The organism is Janthinobacterium svalbardense, assembly GCF_002327145.1.
In the GTDB taxonomy this organism is placed as follows: Bacteria; Pseudomonadota; Gammaproteobacteria; order Burkholderiales; family Burkholderiaceae_D; genus Janthinobacterium; species Janthinobacterium tructae.
The window spans coordinates 4,236,928-4,261,509 of the sequence record NZ_CP023422.1; the positions used below are offsets into that span (position 1 = coordinate 4,236,928).

Annotated in this window: 18 protein-coding genes; 11 read left to right on the forward strand and 7 right to left on the reverse strand. The window is 57.0% G+C overall.

What is annotated here, in order from left to right; genetic code table 11:
- Window positions 1-153: 153 nt before the first annotated feature.
- Genes CNX70_RS18680 through CNX70_RS29300 form a run of 4 tightly spaced genes read left to right on the forward strand, consistent with a single transcriptional unit; the run spans window position 154 to window position 4,412 of the window.
- Window positions 154-1,188 carry a CBASS cGAMP-activated phospholipase gene (locus CNX70_RS18680; RefSeq protein ID WP_096236027.1) on the forward strand — a complete coding sequence of 345 codons (1,035 nt, stop codon included), beginning with the start codon at window positions 154-156 and terminating at the stop codon, window positions 1,186-1,188.
- Window positions 1,181-2,314 (forward strand): CBASS cGAMP synthase, encoded by a 1,134-nt coding sequence (locus tag CNX70_RS18685; protein ID WP_096236029.1) that lies wholly within the window; start codon window positions 1,181-1,183, stop codon window positions 2,312-2,314. Before CNX70_RS18680 ends, CNX70_RS18685 begins: the two co-directional genes overlap by 8 nt.
- A complete protein-coding gene (locus CNX70_RS18690) occupies window positions 2,311-3,942 on the forward strand; it encodes a ThiF family adenylyltransferase (protein WP_096236031.1) in 1,632 nt (543 codons plus the stop codon). Before CNX70_RS18685 ends, CNX70_RS18690 begins: the two co-directional genes overlap by 4 nt.
- 11 nt (window positions 3,943-3,953) lie before the next feature.
- Window positions 3,954-4,412 carry a Mov34/MPN/PAD-1 family protein gene (locus CNX70_RS29300; RefSeq protein WP_167389683.1) on the forward strand — a complete coding sequence of 153 codons (459 nt, stop codon included), beginning with the start codon at window positions 3,954-3,956 and terminating at the stop codon, window positions 4,410-4,412.
- A gap of 173 nt (window positions 4,413-4,585) precedes the next feature.
- Here the strand turns inward: CNX70_RS29300 and gmtX are convergent, their stop codons facing one another.
- From gmtX to CNX70_RS18715, 4 genes are all read right to left on the reverse strand, one after another.
- Entirely contained in the window at window positions 4,586-5,215 is a 630-nt protein-coding gene (gmtX, locus tag CNX70_RS18700) for a gamma-mobile-trio protein GmtX (protein ID WP_096236035.1), read from the reverse strand.
- A complete protein-coding gene (gmtZ, locus tag CNX70_RS18705) occupies window positions 5,199-8,336 on the reverse strand; it encodes a gamma-mobile-trio integrase GmtZ (protein WP_244199190.1) in 3,138 nt (1,045 codons plus the stop codon). Before gmtZ ends, gmtX begins: the two co-directional genes overlap by 17 nt.
- Window positions 8,337-8,351: 15 nt before the next feature.
- The gene (gene gmtY / locus CNX70_RS18710; RefSeq protein WP_096236039.1) at window positions 8,352-9,728 is read right to left on the reverse strand and encodes a gamma-mobile-trio recombinase GmtY; all 1,377 of its coding nucleotides are present in this window, start codon (window positions 9,726-9,728) and stop codon (window positions 8,352-8,354) included.
- A gap of 156 nt (window positions 9,729-9,884) precedes the next feature.
- The gene (locus CNX70_RS18715; protein ID WP_096236041.1) at window positions 9,885-10,439 is read right to left on the reverse strand and encodes a thymidine kinase; all 555 of its coding nucleotides are present in this window, start codon (window positions 10,437-10,439) and stop codon (window positions 9,885-9,887) included.
- Window positions 10,440-10,957: 518 nt separating this feature from the next.
- On the opposite strand from CNX70_RS18715, the gene CNX70_RS18720 reads away from it, so the two are divergent.
- Window positions 10,958-12,349, forward strand: a complete 1,392-nt coding sequence (locus tag CNX70_RS18720; RefSeq protein ID WP_425269193.1) for a pyridoxal-phosphate dependent enzyme — start codon at window positions 10,958-10,960, stop codon at window positions 12,347-12,349.
- Entirely contained in the window at window positions 12,346-13,527 is a 1,182-nt protein-coding gene (locus tag CNX70_RS18725; RefSeq protein WP_096236045.1) for a trans-sulfuration enzyme family protein, read from the forward strand. The genes CNX70_RS18720 and CNX70_RS18725 overlap by 4 nt, the downstream gene beginning before the upstream one ends.
- A gap of 66 nt (window positions 13,528-13,593) precedes the next feature.
- Here CNX70_RS18725 and CNX70_RS18730 read toward each other — a convergent pair whose 3' ends face one another.
- Both CNX70_RS18730 and CNX70_RS18735 read right to left on the reverse strand, forming a co-directional pair.
- Window positions 13,594-15,813, reverse strand: coding sequence for a penicillin acylase family protein (locus CNX70_RS18730; protein ID WP_096236047.1), 2,220 nt, complete (start codon window positions 15,811-15,813; stop codon window positions 13,594-13,596).
- 15 nt (window positions 15,814-15,828) lie between these two features.
- The gene (locus CNX70_RS18735; protein ID WP_096236049.1) at window positions 15,829-16,668 is read right to left on the reverse strand and encodes a hypothetical protein; all 840 of its coding nucleotides are present in this window, start codon (window positions 16,666-16,668) and stop codon (window positions 15,829-15,831) included.
- Between the two features lie 112 nt (window positions 16,669-16,780).
- Here CNX70_RS18735 and CNX70_RS18740 point away from each other — a divergent pair, with 112 nt between their 5' ends.
- From CNX70_RS18740 to CNX70_RS29150, 4 genes are all read left to right on the forward strand, one after another.
- Window positions 16,781-17,227, forward strand: a complete 447-nt coding sequence (locus tag CNX70_RS18740; RefSeq protein WP_096236051.1) for a DUF2939 domain-containing protein — start codon at window positions 16,781-16,783, stop codon at window positions 17,225-17,227.
- Between the two features lie 125 nt (window positions 17,228-17,352).
- Entirely contained in the window at window positions 17,353-17,856 is a 504-nt protein-coding gene (locus tag CNX70_RS18745; protein WP_157751147.1) for a DUF2939 domain-containing protein, read from the forward strand.
- Window positions 17,857-17,905: 49 nt separating this feature from the next.
- Window positions 17,906-18,118: a hypothetical protein gene (locus CNX70_RS18750; protein ID WP_099763360.1), complete on the forward strand. Its 213-nt coding sequence runs from the start codon at window positions 17,906-17,908 to the stop codon at window positions 18,116-18,118.
- Between the two features lie 336 nt (window positions 18,119-18,454).
- Window positions 18,455-20,185, forward strand: a complete 1,731-nt coding sequence (locus CNX70_RS29150; protein ID WP_096236055.1) for a methyl-accepting chemotaxis protein — start codon at window positions 18,455-18,457, stop codon at window positions 20,183-20,185.
- 101 nt (window positions 20,186-20,286) lie between these two features.
- Here the strand turns inward: CNX70_RS29150 and CNX70_RS18760 are convergent, their stop codons facing one another.
- Entirely contained in the window at window positions 20,287-21,657 is a 1,371-nt protein-coding gene (locus tag CNX70_RS18760; RefSeq protein ID WP_096236057.1) for an HD-GYP domain-containing protein, read from the reverse strand.
- Window positions 21,658-22,154: 497 nt separating this feature from the next.
- Between CNX70_RS18760 and CNX70_RS18765 the strand changes: the two genes are divergently transcribed.
- Window positions 22,155-24,437: a TonB-dependent receptor gene (locus CNX70_RS18765; RefSeq protein WP_096238547.1), complete on the forward strand. Its 2,283-nt coding sequence runs from the start codon at window positions 22,155-22,157 to the stop codon at window positions 24,435-24,437.
- Window positions 24,438-24,582 lie beyond the last annotated feature (145 nt).

Genomic DNA, 24,582 nt, shown 5'->3' on the forward strand with positions numbered 1-24,582 from the left:
ATTCATGGTAAATGGCATGTTTTCTTTCCGTTAAAACTCATTCTTAAGCCGTATTTTTCCGTATGTTGATTTTATTTTCCATTATTATCTATATGTAGTGGTTGTTTAATTTTAATCTAATTGTGGATAAGATTTTTTGTCAAGGGGCGTTAGATGTCATTTTTAGAAAAATATGAAAGCGCTCCGGACGATGATGTCCCGGAGTACCATGTTCTTGCCCTATCAGGGGGCGGGTATCGAGGTTTGTACACTGCGACCATACTCAATCAGCTCGAGTCACTCTTAGGAAAGCCATTAGCGAGCCACTTCGACTTGATATGTGGCACGTCGGCAGGTGGGTTGCTTGCACTTGGCTTGGCTGCAGAAGTTCCCGCAGAACAGTTGCAGGCGATGTTCGAGGTTCACGGCAAGAAGATTTTCGGGAATCGCAATCTGTTGCGTCGATGGGCAGGGTTCCTTTGCATGGCGAAACACTCAAACCACGGGTTACGAGACTTACTTGGTCAAACTTTCGGCAACAAGACAATAGGTGATTTACGTCATCGTGTACTCATCCCGACCGTAAACTACTCAACCGGTATGGGGCAATTCTTTAAAACCCCACACCACCCATCCTTTGAGCTGGACCATCGCATGAGCTTGACGGACGTAGGGTTGGCCACGTCGGCGGCGCCGACATACTTCCCGATTGCTCAAAACAATCGGGGCGTGTATGTGGACGGCGGGTTGGTTGGAAACGCTCCTGGACTTTTCGGATTACATGAGGTGCACCAGTTTATCGCGCCAGCAAGGAAGATTCGCGTCCGTGTTCTGTCGATTGGCACTATGACAAGCGGAGCCACCATGCCATATAGCTCAACGCTCGACAGGGGAATTTGGCAGTGGCGAGAAAGCCTGTTCAGTTTGGTCATATCAGCACAGGAGTCGTCGGTCGACTACATGCTTAAACAACTTTTGGGCACTGATTATGTATCCCTCGATGAAAAGCCCACTCCAGAACAAAGTACTGATATTAAAAAACTCGATAAGGTCTCAGCGGCGGCCACAAATACGCTAAAGGACCGAGCAAACCATACCTTCCAACGGTCAATCGGCGAGGCGAATTTCCAAGTCTTCCGTAAGCACATAGCTCAAAAACCAGCTTTTTACCACGGCCCAAATAAAAATTCGGAGATACCTAATGCTTAATTTAAGTGTCCTTTTTAGCAACAATAACGAAGAGCGCCCAGCCTTTCTGGATGCGCTGACCTTAGACCCTTATCAAAAATTCATACTTGAAAGTGCTCGTAAAGAGATTCGCGAGTGTCTGAAGCTTGGTCTACCTAAAGTATTGCGGGCACGCGGCTATGAGTCGGACGTCCCTACTCCGCGATTTTTCACCCAAGGCTCATGGTCTTACAAAACCCTCAATGCACCCGCGCAAATGCCGCAACAGTGCGATTTGGATGACGGCGCATATCTGCCAATGGGTTTTGTGACTCAAACTAAGCGTCCGAGCAAGGCCGCCTCTCTATTCTTTAGCGCAGCAGAAGAAGCGCTGTCCCCACTGGTCAAAATGCGTGGATGGAAGCAATCTGAGAGGCCAACGTGCATCCGGATTGAAGTGTCATCCGACGCTCACGTGGATATCCCGCTTTATGCTATTCCAGATGCCGAATTTGAGCTGTTGAAAGCGCGCGCGTCTTATGTTATGGATAGTGTTGAAGAAGCCGTGTCACGTTCGGAGCGTGACGCATGGACGGCACTACCAAACGACCAAGTGCTTCTTGCACACCGCGAGAAGGACTGGATTGAGTCTGACCCTCGACCTCTGAAAAACTGGTTCTTAGATGAAGTAGATGCAAAAGGTGAACAGCTTCGCCGCGTGGTTCGCTATTTGAAGGCATATCGCGATTGGCGTTGGAGTCAGGGCGGCCCAACTTCCATTTTGCTGATGGCTGCAGCGTCGCCGCTGTTCGAGGCAAAGCACGGCCGAGATGATTTGGCATTACTTGAGGTATGCAAAGCTTTACCCAGAGCGTTGCGGGAAGGCGTGGATAATCCTACTGAGGAGTCGGAGTCGCTGACGGCACGGCTGGGTATTGAGGGCGTTGAAGAGGCCGCCAAAGCGTTCGAAAAGTTCGCAAACATCCTGGACGCGGCAATCAGCTGCTCAGATGCGTCACTGGCTTGTCGCTGGCTTCAGGAACAGTTGGGCCAGAGGTTTCCATTTCAACCTTATTGGGTACCTACACCCTCGGCCCGTGAAGCTGTACTTGCAGCGGCGGCTATTCCAGGACCATCCGAAATCATCGGGCGCAACAAGTCTGCATGACCAAAATGACAGCCACAAACAAGATATCCGAGGTGGTCGAGGCCCTCTCGCATTATGAGTTCAGATACGAGAGTACTTCAGATGGCTTTTTAGAATTCCAAGGAGTACTTCGACACGAGGAGTGTGCATACGATTGTGAAATGTATATTGCTAAGGATTTTGCATCGCTTCCGCTGATTCGACTGAAAGCGATTCCGGGTATCTTGGGAGCAGTGGCTCCTCATTTAAGCGCAATGGGTTGGCTCTGCTACCTTTCTCGGTCCTCTACAGTAATCAACATTTTTGACCCTGTTGGTCAAACCATTGCGTTCGTTAAGCGGGCCGAATACGTCTTGGGTCAGATACTTGATGGTTCGGTAGTGGACGACTTGGCTGATGAGTTCTTCGCTTACTGGGGGAGCAGCAGCAATAGCTGTTTCTTTGACGTAGACGACTTTGAATCAAAATCGTTGCATTTGCTTTGGGGATTTGAAAAATCCGAAAGCAATCAGGCGTTTCTTTCTAATGACCTAGTCCGAACGAAGATGAAGGCGGCTGCACTTGGCCGGAATATCTTCCAAAATCGAATCCCGGTTTTGGCTTTTGTGTCACCGATACCGCCCCAAGCGAGCTTAGTACATTGGCCCATCTCAAATTTGGGAGAGTTTCTGAGTTGGCAGCGCCATCTTGATGGCCCAACATCTTATCGAATTGAAGCCGCTATAAAGAACACCGTTCGCTGCGGCGCACCTGGCGTAGTGGTAGCAATAAAGTCGCCTCGGTTTATCTATAGCTTGGTGATTCTCTTCACTAAATCCGGGAAACTGAAGGAAAAAAAAGTTTCGTTGGATGAGCTGCGTGAAAGTATAGCCATGCCATATTTTGGAAGCAGGATTGATGACAAATTTATTGTGGAAAGGAACGTGCCTTCAATGAAGACGCTGGCAGAAAAACGGATTGCTCTGGTAGGCTGCGGAACAATTGGAGGGTATCTCGCTGACCTGCTAGTGCGCGCTGGAGCTGGTAGCGGCGGTGGCGAGTTAGTGCTGATTGATAACGATATTCTTACTACAGGAAACTTGGGGCGTCACATCCTGGGATTTTCGGACGTCGGGAAAAATAAGGCTAGAGGAATGGCTCGGAAGTTTCTTCGCGATACACCAGGCGCTAATGTTAAATCTATCCAGCTTGATGCTAAGGAAGTCAACCTGACGAAGATGGACCTTGTCATCGACGCGACCGGGGAGGAGTCACTCGGGTATATCCTAGAGCCTAAATATCGTGCAGCGCAGGCACGCCTGTCCGCTTGGATTGAAGGTCCTGGAATAGCCGTCCGTGGGCATCTAAAAACGGAAAGGGGCCAAGCATGTGGCTACTGCTTAGCAAATTACGCGCAGGAAGGTCAGTATCATGCAACCGTAGAGCCCATGCCCAAAATCTATGCCGGACAGGGCTGCGAACAAGAGTATGTGCCCTTCCCGGCGACTGTATCGATTCAAGCGGCGTGCCTAGCCTTAGACATGGCGTTAGATTGGGCAGCAGGAAATCAAACCAGCACGTTGCGGACAAGAGTGGTGGTACCGGGCTACACTTGCCAACCCGATTCCTCTCCGCCGAGTATCGAAGGTTGCCCAGCGTGCGATTCGTAGATTTGTGGCAGATGCCAAGCCAAAAGATATATGTATTGTTTCAAGCATCAGTGCTCGAAACCTTTGATGTATATCGCCAAAATTCTCGGACTGCGACTGAGGCAGGCGGCGTACTGCTAGGTCACGTCCGTGGTGAGCACCTAGAGGTTATACAAGCCACTCCGCCTCTGGCTGGGGATGTTCGGCATCGGATGCAATATGAGCGCAACGACCCAGCTCATCAAACGATTGCCGACCTCATGTGGAGACAAAGCGATGGGGAAACTCGGTATCTAGGTGAATGGCACACCCATCCGGAAGATAGACCGAGCCCTTCAAGGGTGGATATGAATGGCTGGACGCATCGAGCCCTAGCTCGTCAGGACGGGCGTGCGACCTTGGCCGTTATCGTAGGCCGCGTTGGCCTGTATGTTTCGCTCGTCGATGGGGCGGGCGAGACAGCCCTTTTTCTGGAGTGCCAATCCTCGTGATATGCACCAAGATATATTTTTAACGTAACATTGTGACGCCTTGGGGAGGCCGTGAAATTCCTATTAACTAAGCCTCTGGCTAAAGCACGTCTTTTGGAAAGGGAGGGTCGACTAGAATGACTCTCCGTCGGACGCAAAGCGTTACACTCTCAGTATATTTTTGCAACAAAGCCTCAATGACCTAGCATTTTTCTCACTGCCGTCGCAAATCCCGGGTCGAACACTGTACGCCCTTTGGAGTTGACTACCTCGCCAAAGTTAGCCTCACGCCATCCTTGACTTTCAAGAAAATCGGGAGAGACTGCCTTGAGCAGAGCCTTGCGCTCTGAATCGGTAAAAAGTGTAGAAACGGAAGAATTACTTCCTTGCAATGTCGGCCTTCGGTCCACAACAATGGTTGTGGCCGCTTTTAAAGTATTAAGCTGCGCCTTAAGCTTATTTCTTTGCACTATGACCCCTTGGACAATTGCGCGGATAGCGGGGTCATCGATGCGGCTGAGATAGTCTTCACTTGCAAGTTGCTTCGGCGGCTTTGGCGCTGCCGGGCCCGCGAAATCAGACCAAGCTAGAATCAAAACCTTGTAATCAACCATGCCCTCATTATAAAGCCCACGGGCCGTGAGCAACCCGTCACGCTCACATAGCTTTCCTATAGTTGAGATGGAAATGTCTCGTAAGCCAGCTTCATATTGTCTGCGGCAGAGTTCGTGGATTGCGCGAAGGTTGCGAAGCTTTAGCGGTCGCCCTCCTTTTGCAAGCAACTCGTCCAACAACGAGTCAGGGTTGCTAGTTTTTGACTTCATCTACAATTCTCGTAATTGGTATGACTTTGTTAGCGTTCAAGTGATTTGGAAACGTGGCTAGGTAGGTTTCACCCAAATCGATGCCAAGATGCTCACTGAGTTTTTTTCCGGCATCAATAAGCTCAATTACTTCTCGTTTGCCAAGAATAGGATTTTCAGGATTCGCACTTATAGCAAGGCGGTGTAGGAATGCATTTCCTACCAACAGCTGCTCACGTTCGGATAGTCTCATGAACATGGGTGACACGCCTTCGTTATAGAGCGCCGAGTCAAGCAGTTGACTACGTCGGATTACTGCCTTATCAGCTTCAAGGTCGGGATACAATTCTAAGTTCTCGCACACACCCGACAGTTGCAAAAGTTCGGATTCAGTTTCTTCAAATACAGCGCGTACTCGCCCAACAGCACCGTGCACTAAGAACTTTTGTGCGGCGCCCTGTGGTGTGTCTAGTAGGACTTGACACCGTTCTATCAAGCGCCAGCAAGCCACTAAGTCTTCGGCTAGGTCGCTAAATCGTTTGATTGATGTCTCCCATAAACGTTCAGCATTGCGAAGTGCCTCGTGTTCCATGAAGGACGGCCCGACTGCCGTAACCTCCTTGCGCGCCTTCTCTCGCTTTAACTCCTGTAGTGTCTGCTCGGCAGCCATCGACTTGTTTCGAGCCTCGTCAAAGTGATAGGCCAGTGTGTTGAAGTGCGCAGCCAACGATGGTAGGTAATGTGGTTCCGTGACAAACCAACGACACCGTATGCAATTCCGGCTACCACCAGGAACTGGGCCGAACAATGGCTTGCTCTCAGAACCAAGGTTAGCACCACCGTTATAACATCCTCCAACCTTATTATTGTCTTCCAGTTCACTGGCATTTCCACCAACCAGGCATAACCCTATGTGTAGAAGCATCCAGCCGGCAGCATTTCGTGAGGCCGGATGTTCAGGAAGTGATGCTGCCAAGGTTGCTTGGCTATTACAAACGGCCTTTTCAACCAATTCTTCGTACTCAGCATTCAGTAAGAACTCGCTAACGGCTTTTTCCTTTTCTGCTGACAGCTTTTCAGCCGCCTTAGTCAATACCGATTTGATTCGTACCGCTCCTGGCTTCGTGTAATAAAGTGTCATAAGGAGCCGACTGTGACCAACTAGCTTCTGCATGATAGGGAAAGGGACGGCGCCGTCAAGGACAAAAGCAGTCACCAACGACACCCTCAAACTGTGCATCGGAAACTGCGTGCTAAGCCGTCCATTACTATCCTGAAACACTAGACGTACTTTCGAACCATTCGCATGTAGTTCGCCCCTAGCAGCCAGCCGCTCTTGATAGTTCTCAAGTAAATTACACCATGCGCTATATAAAACGGCATCGGTTATTGGTAAATGACACTCCTTTTCGTGGCCTTCGGCCAGCCGGAAAAGAAAAGAGGCCTTTGGGTAGCTGGATAACTGTTGCTGGCTCTTAAGGGGTATATGCCGCGCATCAAGCTCAGCCCAATGAGTCGTGCATGAAATAGGGTTGTACTTCATCTGCCAGTCGCGCAACTTCTCGAGCCAATAATAGATGTCTTCGTTGAGTGTATGTGAAGTGTGCCACTCAACCTCGAGGCCCTTGTCTGGGCCGTCCTTAACAATATCGGCTGTTTTATTCGTATTGACGTAAAGCACGTTCTGTTCAGAACCGTCCAACTCGTTTATCTTTCTGCGTAAAACACCCTGGCACCGCGGTCTGCCACCGCTGACTAATGGTTCCGCATTCGAGTTCAGCGACCACTTGCCTTTTGCAAATACCCACATATCGAACTCTCCGGAATCCAAAAGGCGAACTTGAGCCGTTCGCATGGGCACAATAAGCTTCACCAGTACTGCTACCCACCGAACCGGGCTCCACATCTGCAGCACATTCTCGCAAATATTATTTTTGTACCTTGGTCGTACTCGCAATACGCAATCAGGGTCATCGCGGTCAACCATGTCATCAGTGACGTCAAACCAATCCCTGCCCGGCGCACCCTTCTCGCCAATATCTGCTCCTAGTGCCTGTTGTGCAAATTTCCAATCGCGGAAGTGCTGGCCAGCAGCCAAGATGTGGCGTAGTTCCTCGATATATCCATAAGGTAACGGGCGACGGACACTCTCACTTGGAACGTATGTTCCACCTGAATTCCTGACGATAGATACTGGGTTACGAAAGGCAGGGGAAATAACACGCGCCCCGTCATCCGAAACAAAGCTGAACTCCTTCAAAAGCACCCAATTAATCATCTCATGAATGCAGTTGTTGTAGCTAACACTTGCGCTCGAACCGGGACACGCCGTTTCTTTGAAATCTGGGAGCTGCGCTCCACGCAATAGCATGTCTCTGGGTTTCTTTGGCACCTTCGGGTGCGTCAGATACACGTCGAAAAAAGCAATTATCGCTGCCATTCTATGACCAAGACCTGATTTCTCACCTTTAAGCCACTCCACAGCTAGCGCTTGCCAATCCGCCAAGGCTGGATGGTCACGTGCTACCCATGTTAGCTCGAGGTCGTGTGCTTTCTGGACACGCTTTGGAGGCAAAATGGGATTTCCCGCTTTGACGTGCCACGGGCGCGCGAACGCATCCCAAGCAAGAATCAAATTCCGGTGGTCCTCGAAATCTTTGCTCTTTAAACTTGCCCGCTTTAGAATTCCTTCCTGCTCGCAGATGTTTCCAACTGTTCCGAAGCCGAAATCCAATGAACTCGTCGCATGATGTTTGCGACAAACATCATTCAACGCGCGTAAACTGCGCTGCTTATGAGCGCGACTTCCTTTTGCAAGCAACTTTCGAAGTACGACCTCCGGGTGACCTTCGGGAAGTTGCTTGAGTTCGTCAACGGACATTGGCTCAGCAAATGCTGCCCATGCACCAATTAGGTCCCGATGCGCCTCGCAACCCTTGTTATACAAGCCCCTGGCGGAAATGATATTTTCCGCTTCGCATAGTCGCCCGATGTGACTAATGGAGAAATCCTGCTCTCCAGCTTGGAAACGAGCTTCGCACAGCGCGTTTATCGCGGACAACTTATTCCGTCGCGAGACTGAGGTTATCGTCGTTAATATTATTTCCAGAACTTTAGACGGTTTTTTTGGTTCAAATGTCATCAATGCCAAGCCATTTCAAGGGAGGGGGACTGATATCCCTAAGTTTGGGTTTGCGATACGTAACCTTTCCGCAGCGACTAAAAGCGCGTTTCGGGTTTCCTGAGCGGTCGGAGTGGTGTAAACTTTCTGACTCTCTTCAGAACTATGATGCATGAACTTTTGCAAAAAGAAAGTAGTCACGCCTGCATTCTTGAGTCGACGTCCGTAAGCGTGCCTGTGGCCGTGCGTAGTGGTCCCTAGGTCTTTGCGCACAACTAGGCCAATGCGCCTGCACGCTTGAGCATGCGCCTTGTTAAACTGGCTTAATGTGTACATATCACCAATTGGCTCCCTACTTAGGTTGATAAAGGCGAATGGGTGAGTCCTGTTGACTTGCGCCACGGTGCGCAGGTATTTATTCCAGACGGTCAAAAACAGCTCTCCGAGCTCGGGCTCAAACCAATAGGCTTCTTTATAATATTCTCCATCGTGCAGTCCCCCTTTCCAACCGGCTGACTGACTGCTTAACATCAGATTGCGAGGTAGCAACCCAAACCGCTCAGCCAAGTAGGTGGCCCTATTGGCTTTGCGCTCCCGACCCAATGCGTCACGCCAGCCATGGGGAGAAAAACCTTGCGAAGGATGATGGATGCGAACTAACGCGGACTTTGGATTTGAAGGGTCCGGCACGACATCTTCGATGTAGAGGTGGAAAGGCTCTGATTCCCGAAAGCCTGCGCCGTGACAAAGCAAGCTTATGAGGATGCCCCGGTAGTCATAACGAGCACCGACTTTGAATCCGCTATCAAGCAGTTCCCTGAACCTATCGTCTGGGAACGAAGGAGGGTCAGAACTGGTTACCCGGGGCCGCCGTTGTGCCCGCACCCTAAAGCCCGCAGGCGACGGACCGGCATTGGCTCCCCAAGTATGGCCCAGCAATCCAGCATCACGTCGATGATTGTAAGCAGCGCCGTCGCATGCTTGGTCAAATGCATTACCTACATATCTCGGATTGACTTGAGCGGCATTCGGCCTCTCCTTGCTAAGCCATTCGAAGAAAAGGGTGAGGTCAGTAATTATATGTTGTGCGTCCGCTGCGGAACGAGCTGGCCAAGCCAGCCAACTTGGGTCGAACCCCGATTTCAAGTCGAAGGTGCCGGTGTAAAGCCGCTGCGCGAAGTTTCGAAATAAGACATGCGTATCCCGCTCGAGCGGGTTGACATGCATGTACTCAAGGAACATCTGCACTGACCTGACCACTTTCCCCATCCAAACAAGGCTTCTGTCGTGAGCACGGGTAAGGCAGTAGTCGAGTAGAGGTGTCAGCACGCCCTCTGGAGTCAGAAGGCCAGGCAAATCTGTGTACGCGCCCGTCTCGTCCGTCAAGACACGAATTTTGGATGAGACGAACATTTCGACCTTCGACGTGGAATATACGGACAGAGAAGGATTGCCAGAGGCCTCACATCTCGCTCCACTAATAGTCATAACAATTGAGATGGGTACGGTGAGAAGGCAACCCAAAACACAAAAGCCCTTACCCCCGGAGAGAGATAACGACTACATGAATCAGTTGTAAAAACACCTTGCGCATACTTGACGATAGCGGCTGTTTCCCCCAATGAGGACTTGGTCGCCCTCACGAACCCGAACTCCATTTTCATCCGTTCGTATGTTCATGGTGGCCTTCTTGCCGCACTTACAGATAGTCTTAATTTCTTCAAGACTATCGGCCAAAGCGAGGAGCGCCGCTGAGCCAGGGAACGGGTCGCCCCGAAAATCAGAGCGGATACCAAAGCACATGACCGGGGTATTCCTAGTATGAACCCACTTATGAAGCTGATGGACTTGGTCAACAGACAAAAACTGAGCTTCATCCACAAGAACACAAGACACATCAGCATCTTGCAATAGCACATCGAAGTCAGTTTCTGGACTGTAGGTCGTCGCATCGCTCTTGAGTCCAATACGCGATGCAATCACCCCATATCCATCGCGGCCATCAAGTGCAGATGTTAGGAGCAGGACTCTCATCCCGTTCTCGTTGTAGTTGTGCGCTACTTGGAGCAGGTAGGTACTTTTACCGGCATTCATGGCTGAAAATCTATAGTGGAGGCTGGACATTTTAGCAATCTTTCTTGCGAGTGGTGGCGTCCGCGACGTTACTACCCGATACATAGTTTGGCACTATAGGGTATAGCAATGAATATATCAATGCATTCGAGTAAGGAAATTTTGAAAATTTTCGCGGTATATGCAGGTTTCCCATTCGCTTTTTAGAGCTTTTTGTCCAAAGTGTGTAGTTTGGTAGGGGTGAATAATCGCGGAATACCGGAAATAAAGTTTTGCCACTGCCGCCTGCCCTGTCTGAGTAATTTCAATACTATTTAGTATCTTTTCGAGGCGTGATTATAAATCGCAATGGAGGACTTGCGGCAGCTTAATAGTCCTGCCTTTGGCGCGGCAAGCGGGCGAAAAACGGCGCATACTCGCATCGCGCACCTTGCCGCCGATATGCGCAGGGCGCATATGCAAGCATATAAACATTCGTTCGCCGCACTCGTCCACCCGCCTACACTGCGCGGCACGGAAGGCTGCTCGGGACACAATCCGGAGCGGCTGTTTCTCTGACAGGAGCCACCATGAATGATCGAATGCCATCCCCATCCCAGCCGCCAGCGCTATACACGCTGATCGGCAATACCCCGCTGGTCGAAGTCACCAGGCTCGACACAGGCCGGTGCCAGCTGTTCCTGAAACTGGAATCGCAAAACCCCGGCGGTTCCATCAAGGACCGCATCGGCCTGTCCATCATCGAAGCGGCCGAAGCCGACGGCCGCTTGCAGCCGGGCGGCACCATCGTCGAGGCCACCGCCGGCAACACCGGCATCGGCCTGGCGCTGGTCGGCCGCATCAAGGGCTACCGCGTGATTTTAGTCGTGCCCGACAAGATGTCGACGGAAAAAGTGCTGCACCTGAAGGCCCTGGGCGCGGAAGTGCACACCACGCGCTCGGATGTGGGCAAGGGCCATCCCGAGTACTACCAGGATTACGCGGCACGCCTGGCGCGCGAACTGCCGGGCGCCTTCTTCGCCGACCAGTTCAACAATCCCGCCAATCCGCTGGCCCACGAAACGACGACGGCGCCCGAAATCTGGGAGCAAAGCGGCCATGACGTGGACGCCATCGTCGTCGGCGTCGGTTCCTCCGGCACCCTGACGGGCCTGACGCGCTACTTCCGCAAGGCGCAGCCCAAGCTGGAATTCGTGCTGGCCGACCCGCAGGGCTCCATCCTCACCGAATACATCGACACGGGCAAGGTGTCGGACACGAGCGGCTCGTGGGCCGTCGAAGGCATCGGCGAAGATTTTATCCCGTCGATTGCCGACATGGACAGCGTCACGCGGGCCTACACCATCACGGACCAGGAAAGTTTTGATTCCGCGCGCGCCCTGCTGCGCGCCGAAGGCATTTTAGGCGGCTCGTCCACCGGCACCCTGCTGGCAGCCGCCCTCAAGTACTGCCGCGAACAAACCACGCCAAAGCGCGTCGTCACGTTTGTGTGCGACACGGGGACGCGCTATTTATCCAAAGTCTACAACGACGGCTGGATGCGCGACCAGGGCCTGTTGCAGCGGGCGCCCTCGGGCGACTTGCGCGACCTGATCGGGCGCCGCTACGACGAGGGCGACGTCGTCAGCGTGGCGCCGGGCGACACCCTGCTGACCGCCTTCAACCGCATGCGCGCCAGCGACCTGGCGCAGCTGCCCGTCATCGATAACGGCCAGCTGGTGGGCATCCTCGATGAATCGGACTTGCTGCTGCACGTCTCGGGCGACGCCGCCCATTTCGCCGGTCTGGTGGGCGCCACCATGACGACGCAGATCGAAACCCTGGCGCCCTCAAGCGGCTTGCCCGCCCTGCGCGCCACCCTGGACCGGGGCTTGACGGCCGTCGTCGCCGACGATACCGCCTTCTATGGCCTGATCACCCGCTTCGACCTTCTCAATCACTTACGCAGGACACTATCTTGAGCCAAGAAACCACCCGCAAGAGCCACCTCGCCACGCGCGTCATCCACGCCGGCCAGTCGCCCGACCCGTCGACGGGCGCCATCATGCCGCCCATTTACGCCACCTCCACCTTCGTGCAAGAGAGTCCCGGCGTGCACAAGGGCCTCGATTATGGCCGCTCGCACAATCCCACGCGCTGGGCGCTGGAGCGCTGCGTGGCTGACCTGGAAGGCGGCAGCGCGGCCTTCGCGTTCGCCTCGGGCCTGGCCGCCATCTCGTCCGTACTGGAATTGCTGGACGCTGGCAGCCACATCGTCGCCGGCGACGACATGTACGGCGGCACCTACCGTTTATTTGAGCGCGTGCGCCGCCGCTCGGCCGGCCACGAATTTACGTATGTGGATTTGACCAATCCGGAAAACCTGCTGGCCGCGCTGCGCCCGGAAACGAAGATGGTGTGGGTGGAAACGCCCACCAACCCCATGCTGAAACTGGCCGACCTGCGCGCGATTGCCGACATCTGCCGCGCACGGGGCATCATCGCCGTGGCCGACAACACCTTCGCCAGCCCGCTGGTGCAGCGCCCCCTGGAACACGGTTTTGATATCGTCGTGCACTCGACCACCAAGTATCTGAACGGCCACTCGGACATCATCGGCGGCATCGCCATCGTCGGCGCGGAAGAACGCCAGGCCGAATGGCGCGAGCAGCTGGGCTTCTTGCAAAACTCGGTGGGTGCGATTGCCGGGCCTTTCGACAGCTTTTTGGCTTTGCGCGGCATCAAGACGCTGGCCATCCGCATGCAGCGCCATTGCGCCAGCGCGCTAGCGCTGGCGCAATGGCTGGAGCGGCAAAAGGAAGTGAAAAGCGTGTTTTATCCGGGCCTGGCATCGCACCCGCAGCACGCGCTGGCGCAGCGCCAGATGGATGGCTTCGGCGGCATCATCTCCATCGACCTCGATACGGATCTGGCCGGCGCGCGCCGCTTCCTGGAGCGCTGTGAAGTGTTCGCCCTGGCCGAAAGCCTGGGCGGCGTGGAAAGCCTGATCGAACACCCAGCCCTGATGACGCACGCCAGCATCCCGACCGAACAGCGGGCCAAGCTGGGCATCGGCGACGGCTTGATCCGCCTGTCGGTGGGCATCGAAGACATCGAAGACCTGCGGCATGACTTGCGCACGGCGCTGGACGCGATTTGATATTTCAAATCAACCCAAGACCAGAACTACTGGGGTCGTACCCTGAGGGTACGACCCCGGCGTTTGCTATGGGGCTGCCTCATTCCCCGGCCGGTACCTGCGCTCCAGGTGCTGTTCCACCTGCTCGGGATAAAACAGCACGTCCTTGAATTCCCCGCGCGCATACATGGCTGCCTGGTCCTGGAAGTGCGGCGACTTCGGGTCGCCGCTCTGGCCACCGGCAAGGATGCTTTTCGCCTTGATGCGGGGGCCGAATTCCACGGCCGCCACAAAGCTGTTGCCACGCTCGCCATAGATGCGTCGCGTCGTGCTCTTGCTGCTCTGGCCATACGCCGCCAGCGCACCCCAGTTGCCCGACGCGTAAGGCACGGGCAAGCTGGCTTGCGCATCGTCAAACGGCTGCACCACGTCGCCCGTCAAGCGCTGGTAGCGGTTGATCTCGCCCCATGGCGTTTGCCAGTGGCCGAAATCGCGCTGCAGTTTATCGGCGGCGCCGGCCAAGGCCGCCAGGCGCTGCGCCGCCGTGACCTTCTCCGTCGCCATGAAATCGACCACGGGCACGCCCTGCTCGCGCGCCTGTTTACCCGTCAGTTCCGCCAGCTCCTGGCCCCAGAACACGGCCAGCGAAGTGGCCGTGGACGTCAGCGCATAGCGCCAGTCCCAGGCCCGCAGCAGCGCGACCTTGTCGGCCAGCGCCAGCTGTTGCGCGTCGCCGGCCGGCAGCGCATCGTATGCCGCGAACAGTGGCGGCAGCAGCGCTTCGAAGGCCGTCAGTTCGCTGTCGTAGGACGCGGCGATCAGGCTATCCAGGGTAAAACCCGTCCTATTCTGGAAGACCTTGACCGCATGCAGGCCGCGCGCGTTTTCACCGTAGACCGACATGTAGGCGGGATAGTCCTGCTGGCGTGGGCTGTTGGCGCCAGCCGCCGAATACGGCCAGTTGTTGGTGTTCTGTATCCAGCCATTCTTCGGATTGAACAGGGTGATGGTTTGCGCCACGGTGTGCAGCCCTTGCCATTCCGTGGCCGGATCGCTGCCGTCGACGGGCTGCTTCCAGTTGAAGCGCGGGTCGCGCACGGGAATGAAATTACCGTGAAAATAGGCGATATTGCCGTCCGCATCCGCATATACCGTGTTGTTCGACGAATTCGTGCGCAGTTCCATGCTCTTGTAAAACGCCGCGTAATCGCGCGCCTTGGTGCGCGTGTACGATTGCATGAGCGCCTTCAAGGGCGAGTGCATCAGGCGCACGGCCACCCAGCGCCCGTCCTGCGCGCGCACGATGGGACCGTGGTGGCTGTAATAGACGGTGATGGTTTTCGCCCCCATGGCGCCACTCGCCAGCTTATATGGCACGGTAATCGGCACGGCTTTCAAGGGGCGCAGCGCGCCGTCATAGCGGTAGAACCATGCGCCATCCCGCTCGACGATGCTTTCCAGGTATTCGTCGATGACGTCGCCGCCGCCCGAGGTGTGCATCCAGCCCAGGCGCTCGTTGAAGCCCTGGTAGACGAAGAACTGGCCCCAGGTGACGGCGCCATACGCATTCAGGCCCTCGCCACTGGTCATCTGCACTTCGGGACGGAAGTAAAAGGACGTGTGCGGATTGATCATCAGCAGCGCGTGGCCATTTTTCGTGATGGCGGGCGCGATGGCAAAGCCGTTCGAACCGCTCGGTTCGGGGTCCAAGCCCGTTTCCAGGCTGGCCAGCGCCACCGTGAAGGGCCTGGCTTGCTGCCCATAAAACGCTTCGAGCTGCGCCAGGTTGACGGACTCGATATCGCCGCCGATGCTGCCTTCGCTGAAACTGAGGGCCATCCACGGCTCGAAATGCGCGATCAGCCGCGGTTTCACGTGCGGGTGCGTGGCCAGGTAAAAATTGAGGCCATCGGCAAAGGCATCCATCAATGTGCGCAGCCACGGCGGGCTGGCGCCGTACTGCGCTTGCAGCTCAAGCGGGTCGATGAAGAGCTTCATGCGCAGGTCGCGGTACAGTTCCCGCTCGCCCTCCACCTCCGCCAGCCGCCCCATGGCGTTGATGTAATTGAGCTCCACGCGGGGAAAATCATCCTCGGCTTGCGCATACATCAAGCCGAAGACGGCATCGGCATCGCTCTTGCCCGTCACATGGGGAATGCCCCACGTATCGCGCGCAATGCTGACGTTGGCGGCCTGCGCCTGCCAGCGGGCCATGTCAGCAACAGAAGCGGCGGGTGCTGCCAGTACCGGGGGAACGGCGACGGCGCCGCAGGCGATGGCGGCGAACAGGGCACAGCGAGCTGGCATGCACTACTCCAATAGTCAGGATGCGTCGATCAAGGCAGCTATGCGCTGGTTCAACTCCGTATTCTCCGCCTGCAGCTGCGCCACCCGCTGTTTCAGGCTGGCGATCTCGCCGCGCAGGCGTTCCGCTTCGGACGGCGCCTGGGCTGCATTCTCGGCCCACGGCTCATTGCCCGTTTCCGGCGTGTCCTGCGACACGTGAGGCGCTTTCGGCTCGCGCGGCGTGCGCGTGGCGGCGCGCTGTTCGCGGATTTCCTTGGCCGCCTGGCGTAATAATTTCTTGCCACCGGCGACGGCCGCCACCTGCTCTTCCGGCGGCAGCGACGCCACGGTGGCCGCCGCATTGATCGAGATCGTGCCCGAACGGACGGCTTCCACCAGCTCCGGCGCGGCCGCCTTCTGGATTTTTTCGATCTGGCTGATCTGGTTGCTGCTCAAGCGCGCCGCCTTGGCCACCTCTTCGCGCGTGCTCATGGGGGGTTTCGGCGCGTTTTCGCCGTCCGGCGCGTCAGCCGCGCTAACGGGCGCCGGGCTGCGCGCGGCGACGATTTCTTTCTTGCGCAAGGCCAGCACGCCGCGCTGGAAGTCCGACACGCTGCGGCGCGCCAAATGATTGTCGATCATCCACAGCATGACGTCGTCAAGCGAAGTAAAGCTGGTGTTCTGGATGGTCTTGAATTCGATGCCGTGCTGGCGGCAGATGGCGTAGCGGTTATGCCCGTCGATCAGCACGTCGTTCCACAGCACCAGCGCGTCGCGGCAGCCTTCGGCCAGCAGGCTGCGTTCGAGCGCCGCGTATTCGCTGGCGGTGAGCGGGTCGATATACGACTGCAGCACCTGATTGATAGTGATATTCATGGTTGTCCTCAATAATGCGGCGCGATGGTCCGCGCCGGCACGAATGCTACACCATCCATCGCCCCTGGCCGGGTAAAATCACGGCGGCACAGCTCATACAAAAACACGGACCATGAAAAGAAAGTACGCCACCGCGATCATTTTTAGCGTTGCCGCCATCGGCTTCACCTGGGTCAGCCCCTATATCGCCATGTACCGCATCAGCATCGCGGCGAAATCCGTGCGCCTGGAAAACCTGGCGCAGCAGGCCGACCTGCCCGCCGTGCGCGCCAGCGTGGCGCGCCAGTTGCGGGCGGCCGGCGAAACGGCCGGCGACGACGATTTCAAGGAAATGCTCGACACCATCGTCTCGCCGCCCGGTATCACGCTGCTGATCCTGCACGGCAAGCAAGGGGCGGATGGCAAGCGCCACGACTTCGGCATGGCGTACCGCTCGTGGAACGAAGTGGTGCTGCGGCGCAGCGGCGCCGGCCCCGCCGCCAGCCAGTTTTTGCTGCGCCGGCATGGCATCTGGGATTGGAAATTGGCGGATATTACCTTGCCGCCGGAATTACTCTGACGAAACTTGATCTAAAACAACACTTACCTGAACCGTCATATTGATTTTTGGAAATATTATGTAGAATGCCAACACTTCAGGCGCAGCGGGTCGCCAGGCATCCGAGAGATTGCACGATGAAAAGAATGTTGCTTCTCGCTCTAGTGGCACTGGTCGCGCTGGCCGGCGCCTTCTATGGCAGCCCGTATTTCACCATGAACAAGATCCGCGCGGCAACCATGGACGAGGATACCCAGGCTCTGGCTGCGCAAATCGACCTGGCGCAGCTGCGCGGCAGCCTGGGGCAGCAACTGCATGCCCTGTTCTCGGCGCCGGAAGTGGCCGACGACATCAGCCCCGACGTCATCGACCCCTTGCTCGATACCATGCTGATGCCTGAAGGCATCGTCGCCTTGATGAAGCTCAATGACCGCTACGAAAAGCCGATCGCCAAGGTCAGCGACATCAGCGGCCGCAAGCGCAATGCCAAACCCGACTACAAGCTGCGCTACACCGCGTGGGACAAGGTCGTGGTGCAGCGCGCCCATAGCAAGAGCCATATCGGCGAGCTGACCCTGACGCGCGACGGCCTGTGGCGCTGGAAACTGGTGTCGGTGGCGCTGCCCAAGAATCTGCTGGCCGACGCGTAAGGCGCGGGTACACTGCTATCATCGGGTTTTGATTTCCATCGGAGGCAGCATGTCAGACCTGGTACAACACGCACTGGCCCACGCGGGCAAACCGGCCACCACGCCCTGGGTGGTGACCCTGGTCAGCGGCGAAAAACTCACCGGCCCCATTTCCCCGCTCAGCGATGGCTGCTACGCCATCGGCCTGGGACAAATCAAGTACTTTTCCAGCGACAAGGTCGCCTGCCTGAATGTATCGGGCGCGGGCGCGTTTCCCATCTGATCACAGACCGCCAGGGTCAACGGCCTTCACGCCCGTTGCCGCTGGACTGTCTCGCCGGCCGGTGCCCCCCCGGCATTGGACGTCCATGCTAAAAAGTTGTTTTTTGGCACGAAAATCTCATTGATTTACTGATTTTTTTATGCAACGATGAATTCAATAAATAAAACAAATAAATTATTGAAATCAGTTTTTAAGTAACGCGATCCTCACACCACGAATCCGTGTTCTGGATAGAGATGCACTGCGCAAGGCGCGGCCCATTGGCCAACGATATATGGCTACCGGCACCACACGAGCGCCGTTTCTAATTTCATAACGTATTCTGGGAGAGGCATCATGAATCAATTAACTGTTCGCAAGCAACTGACTCTGGCCTTCGGCCTGCTGGTCTTTTTCCTCATCGGCATCTCGATCCTGTCCATACGGAGTTTTTCCAACTCCAACGACAGCTTTGAGCAGTATGTCACCGGCATCACAGCCCGCGCCAATACGGCGCACCGCGTGCGTGACGCGATCGACATGCGCGCCGTGGCGGCCAGGAACCTGGTGCTCGTCACCAAGCCGGAAGACCTGGAAATCGAGCGCCAACACGTGTTGCAGGCGCAGGCCGATGTCGTCAAGGACATGCAGCGCCTGCTGCAGCTGGCACAGAAGCCGGAGGTATCGGACGAGGTGCGCAGCAGTATCAACAAGATCGACAGCATCGAAAAACGCTATGCTCCCGTGGCGCTGGCCATCGTGGACCTGGCGCTGCAAAAGAAAACCGAACTAGCCATCGTCAAGATGAACGAGGAATGCCGTCCGCTGCTGGCCGCTCTCGTCGCCGCCACCGATGAATATTTCACGCTGACAGACCAGCGCTCCGCCCTCATCCTGCAGGAAGACGACGCGCAGTACATTCTCAACCGGAACATCCTCATCGGCGCCAGCATGCTGTCCATCGTGCTGGCGGCCCTGGCGGGCTGGCTCATCACGCGCCACTTGCTCAAGGCACTCGGTGCCGAACCGCGCCAATTGTGCGACGCCGTCAGCCTGCTTGCCGGCGGCGACCTGACAGGAAAACTCAGCGTCGCGGCGAACGATAGCGTCAGCGTGCTGTCGGCGCTGCAACGCATGCAAGTGTCGCTGACCTCGGTAGTCTCATCCGTGCGCCAGGATTCCGACACGGTAGCCCTGGCCGCCGCGGAGATTTCCACCGGCAACAACGATCTTTCCATGCGCACGGAACAACAAGCCAGTTCACTGGAAGAAACGGCTTCCTCAATGGAAGAGCTCACCAGCACCGTGCGCAAGAATGCGGAAAATGCCCGCGAAGCCAATGTGCTGGCGACAACCGCATCGGACGTCGCCAGCAAGGGCGGCGCCGTGGTGGGGCAAGTGATGGGCACCATGGACCTGATCAGCGAATCGTCGCGCAAGATTGTCGACATCATCAGCGTCATCGACGGCATCGCCTTCCAGACCAATATCCTGGCCCTGAATGCCGCAGTGGAAGCGGCGCGTGCCGGCGAACAGGGCCGTGGCTTCGCCGTCGTGGCAACCGAGGTGCGCGGCCTGGCCCAGCGCAGCGCCAGCGCGGCCAAGGAAATCAAGACGTTGATCGACGATTCCGTGAGCCGCGTCGATGCGGGCGCCAAGCTGGCGGCGCAAGCGGGCACGACGATGTCCGAGGTAGTCGCCAGTGTCGCCAGCGTCAGCAACATCATCGCTGAAATCACGATGGCCAGCCAGGAACAGTCCGCCGGCATCGAGCAGATCAATCAGGCGGTGGCGCAGATGGATAGCGTCACGCAACAAAATGCGGCGCTGGTGGAAGAAGCGGCGGCGGCCGCAGAATCGCTGCGCGACCAGGCCAGCAACCTGGTGCAAACCGTGAGTATCTTCAAGACGCACGACGGCCAGGTGGCGGCACCGGCGCGCACGACGGCGGCAGCACGCGCCAGCGCAAAACCGCTGCGCCTGGTACCGGCTGCGGCCAGCAGCACCGTCAAGCGCCAGGCCGCGCCGGCAAAACCCCGTGCGGTGCAAGCGCAAGCCGTGACGGCCGGCGATTGGGAAGAGTTTTAAGCAGATCACAGGCACAGGGGAAAGCCGCAACTGGCACCTCCCCTGTCACGTTGCAACAACACGCCAGCCCGCGCTGACGCCACCAGGCACTCGCTCTCCGGCTACGTGAGTTCGGGCAAGCGCTCCAGCGCCACTTTCAAGGCGGCAAAACACTGCGCGTCGATGGCTGTGCCCACAGTCTCGCCCATGATCTCGAGCGCCTGCGGAATGGGAATTGGCCCCCGATATGGCCGGTCGGCCGTGATGGCGTCGAAAATATCGGCCGTGGTGATGATGCGCGTTTCCAGGCTGATGTCGTCGGCCGTCAAGCCGCGCGGATAGCCCTTGCCATCGAGCCGCTCATGGTGCGCAGCGGCCACGACAGCCAGTTCGGCAAACGCATCAATGCGTGACAAAATCGTTTGCGTATAGTGTGCGTGCTGCTGCACGGCCAGCCACTCATCCGCGTCGAGTTTGCCGGCCTTGTCCAGCACGCTATTGCTGACGCCAAGTTTCCCGACGTCATGCAGCAAGGCACCCCGCTTGAGCCAGCGGCGCCGCTCCGGCGTCACGCCCAAGGTTTCGGCGATCATGTCCGCATACAAGGCTACCCTGGCGCTGTGCCCGCTCGTGTACGGGCTTTTCGAATCGACCACCTGACCGAACGCGGCAGCGATGTCGTCGAGATAATCCTCATCCACCGGCACGGAATGGTTGGCGGGCTCCAGCGCCGCCACGGCGGCCGTCAGGTCCTGCGAGCGCAACATGGACCAGAAGGCGGCCGACTGCGCCACCCGCTCGAACGCCTGCACCAATTGCGGGTCAAACCAGCTGCCCGTGCGCTGGCGCACCTCGGCCTGGGCGGCGCGCGCCCCATCGGCCGTATGAAACACGTCGATCACCTGTGCCAGCAGGGCAATGCGCGAAAACAAGGGAATCGCCTGGCCTGCCAGTTTGTCCGGCTTGCCCTGGCCATTGTGGTGTTCGTCGAGGCTGTAGATGCCCTGCGCCACGGATTCCGGAAAGCGCAGCAGGCGCGCGATGTCGGCGCCGCGCTGGCAGCGCGTGGCGATCAGTTCCTGCGCGATGTGCGCGCCGTCGCGCAAGATCGTCATCACGGCGCGGAATCGCTCGGCCAGGCCCGCCTTCAGGCCCGTGTGCTTGAGGACGAATTTGAGCACTTGCGGCAGACTGTCGCCCACCGTCTTGAAGCCTTGTTTGAAAGACAGATCATCCGTCAGGTAGAGCTCGCAGATGCGCGCGGCATTGCTGCTGCAGCCCAGGTCCTTGAGCAGCAGGGTGTAATACAGATTCCACAGGTCTTCATCCGCCATGCCCAGTTCGCGTCCCACGTGCATGCCGATCCAGCAACAGCGGATGCAATGGCCTTCTGGCTGTCCCTCCGTGATGTCCAGGGCCTGGCTCAGGGCGGCGATCAGCTCGGAAAGCCGGACGCCGTCAACGGGCGGCGTACTTGCGGAAAAGATTAACATGGTAGAAATATAAGTTTCTCATTTGCAATGAATTATATTCTACGCCAGATCTTGCCTGTAACTACCTTGTGGCAACATCATTGTTCGTGCATGCGCCGCGCCCAGCAACTGGCAGGCAAGATGCCATTCCATGATGTGGCAATACAACAACATCGCATGGCAGAAGAAAAAAGGGGAATTGTCGTATTTTCCGCACTGCACACTGAGCGCTGGCACGCCATGGCGCCGGCATGTTTGCGCTGTAGCAGGGAAAGATTTCGGTGGCCAAGCCATCCTTTGCGCTGGCACAAGCCTGCCGGCACCCCCACTATGCACCCGCCCGATATTGACGACAAATACGATTTTATTCACGTATTGAGTCGAAACACATATAAATAGTCTTGCCTGGAAAATGGCATGAATACCAAAACTTTCCGTGCTAGCATGATTTTTCGTCTAGCGGACTTGCGCCTGCCTGGACCTTACGAACAACCTTGACCGACAGGAGCCGTTTCATGATGACACCGCATGCCAGCACACACGCCAGCACCATCCGCCACAGCCTGATTGCCTTGGCAATCACTGCCGCCTTTCCCCTGCAGGCAATGGCGCAGGACAGCGTCCCGGCGCCGGCCGCACCAGCGGCACAGGCTGGTCCTGGCCAGCTGGAAACGGTGATCGTGACGGCCCAGCGGCGCGCGGAAAACATCAAGGACGTGCCCATGTCCATCGCCACCCTGAAAGGCGACAAGCTCGACACCCTGACGGCCGGCGGCGCCGACATCCGCTTCCTCAACAGCCGCTCGCCCAGCGTCTCGGTCGAGTCGGATTACGGCCGTACCTTTCCCCGCTTCTACATTCGCGGCCTGGGCAACACCGACTTCGACCTGAACGCCTCCCAGCCAGTGGGTCTGGTGATGGACGACGTGGTGCAGGAAAACGCCATGCTCAAGGGTTTTCCCGTGTTCGACGTGGATCAGGTCGAGGTACTGCGCGGCCCGCAAGGCACCTTGTTTGGCCGCAACTCGCCGGCCGGCGTGATCAAGTTCGATTCCGCCAAGCCGGTCTTCAAGACGGAAGGCTACCTGAGCGGCGGCTTCGGCAAGGATGGCATGAAGAACCTGGAAGGCGCCTTCAACGTGCCCGTCAGCGACACCGTGGCCCTGCGCTTTTCCGGCCAGACGCAGCGCCGCGGCGACCGCGTGCATAACCCGCGTCCCACCGGCACGCGCGACTTCGAAGGCTATGAAGACAGCGCCGCCCGCCTGCAACTGCTGGTCAAGCCCACGCGCGACTTCACCGCCCTGTTCAACGTGCACGCGCGCAACCTCGATGGCACGGCCACCTTGTTCCGCGCCAACATCCTGAAACAGGGCACCAACGACCTGGTCGACAATTTCGATTATGGCTCCTACCCGACCGATGGCATCAACCGCCAGCACCTGAAAACCAAGGGTGGCAGCATGCGCCTGAAATGGGACTTGCCCGGCGTCACCCTGCATTCCGTCACCGGCTACGAAAAACTCGATTTCTTCAGCCGCGCCGACGTCGACGGCGGCTATGGCGCCGTGTACGCGCCGCCGATGGGCCCCGGCTTCATTCCTTTCGTCGTGGAAACGGCCGACGTGATTCCCAACCACAAGCAGATTTCACAGGAATTCCGCGCCGAATCGAGCGCAAAAGGCCCGCTGCAATGGATAGGCGGCCTGTTCTACTTCAAGGAAGACATCCAGATCGACAGCATCAGCTTTGACAGCCTGGCGCCCGGCAATCCGCAAAACAGCGCCTACGCCACGCAAAACCAGAGCTCGAAGTCGTACGCGGCCTTCGGCTCGCTCAACTACACGGTCTCTGACGCCCTGAAACTGCGCGCCGGCCTGCGCTACACGAGCGACAAGAAGGATTTCTCGGCCAAGCGCGTGGAAGCGACCACGGCCGGCCCGTTCAACCTGAATGACACCTCGCACAACGTCAGCTGGGACCTGAGCGGCACCTATGTGCTGACGCCGGAAACGAACGCCTACGCGCGCATCGCCACCGGCTACCGCGCGCCATCGATGCAGGGCCGCCTGAACGGCTTGGCCGACCGCCCCTCGCAGGCCGGCGCCGAAAAAGTGCTGTCGCTGGAAGCGGGCATCAAGCAAGACCTGTTCGACAAGCGTGCCCGCCTGAGCCTGGCCGTATTCCAGTACCGCGTGAAAGACAAGCAATTGACGGCCGGCAGCGGCGTGGTCAACATGAACCGCCTGCTCAATGCCGAGAAGGCCACCGGCCAGGGCGTGGAGCTGGACTTCCAGGCCAACCTCAGCGACTCGCTCAGCATGACCCTGGGCGGCAGCTATAACCACACCGAGATCCAGGACAAAAAGCTGTACGTGCAAAGCTGCGGCAACGCCCAGAACACCCCGGCCAGCGGCTGCACCGTCACCGACCCCGTCGGCCCCTTCGTCGGCACGGCCTACATCGACGGTAACCCGCTGCCGCGCGCGCCCGAATGGCAAACCAACTTCACCTTGAAATACAGCATCCCCCTCGCCAATGGCGAGTTCTACGCCTACACGGACTGGGCCTACCGCACCAGCTACAACTTCTTCCTGTATGAAGCGAAGGAATACAAGGCCAAGGAACTGCTCGAAGGCGGCTTGCGCGTCGGCTACAAATGGGACCGCTACGAACTCTCCGCGTACGGCCGCAACATCACCAACCAGGTCCAGGCCTTGGGCGCCATCGAATTCAACAACCTGACCGGCATCGTCAACGAGCCGCGCACGTATGGGGTGCAGTTCAAGGCGACGTTTTGATGCTTGATCGGCACCAATAAAACTCAAGCCATGCTCGTGTTGGAGCCAATCACTCCAACACGGCGTCAATTCCATGTTCAACGCAAGCTGCGCGCTACATTGGATGTACTACTGGCAAAATATTGCAACAATTGGATAGATTTCC